Below are 848 nucleotides of genomic sequence, written 5' to 3' on the forward strand. Positions count from 1 at the left end.
GCCTCGAGTATCGTGCTTCGGTCGCGCAGTGGAAGGCGGAACGGTTCGCTAAACGACCAAAGCCAGCGAAGCTGGCGACTAATGCACGGCTGCGTCAATATGTACAGGAGCGCCTGGAGGGCAAAGTACATGACGTTGATGGTCGTGAAATTGCCGGGCCCAGGCAGGCGCCGTTCAAGGGGCGAAATAAACCAAATCGCGGTGACCGAAAGTGGGTCAACGGCTGGTCACCTGAACAGATTGCCAATCGATTGCAGGTAGATTTCCCGGACGATGAGTGTATGCGCATCTCTCGCGAAGCCATTTATCAAGCGCTCTATATTCAGGGGCGCGGCGCGCTCAAGCGCGAGCTGGTGGGCTGCCTGCGCACCGGTCGTGCGTTGCGCGTTCCCCGAGCGAGAGCGCGTGCCAAGGCGTGGGCGCACGTAAGCGAGGAGGTGATGATTTCCAGTCGGCCTGCAGAGGCGGAAGATCGTGCTGTGCCGGGCCATTGGGAAGGAGACCTGCTCATTGGCCTGAACCGATCCGCCATTGGGACGCTGGTGGAAAGATCAAGCCGTTTCACGATGCTCGTGCACTTACCCCGGGAGAAAGGCTATGGACTGATTCCGCGCACGAAAAACGGACCCGCGCTGGCCGGCTACGGAGCTGTCACGATGGCCAACGCACTCAAGAAGACCGTGGCGGACCTGCCTGCCCAGTTGTGGCGATCACTAACCTGGAGAGGTGGCGCCGGAATTTCGGACAAGGTCGGTAAGTGGAACGGTCGGGGCCTGAGCTGGTCATAGGGACCAGCAAAAGGAACCCAAAGATGGCAAAAAGAAGCCGCCGGTCGCATAGCCCGGCAT

General features: G+C 60.0%; 1 pseudogene. It reads left to right on the forward strand.

The window, feature by feature from the left end:
• Positions 1-746, forward strand: a pseudogene (locus tag VSR82_RS39865) (IS30 family transposase); the annotation flags it as partial.
• Positions 747-848: the final 102 nt, after the last annotated feature.

Source organism: Burkholderia sp. JPY481, from assembly GCF_038900515.1.
GTDB classification, from domain to species: Bacteria; Pseudomonadota; Gammaproteobacteria; order Burkholderiales; family Burkholderiaceae; genus Paraburkholderia; species Paraburkholderia youngii.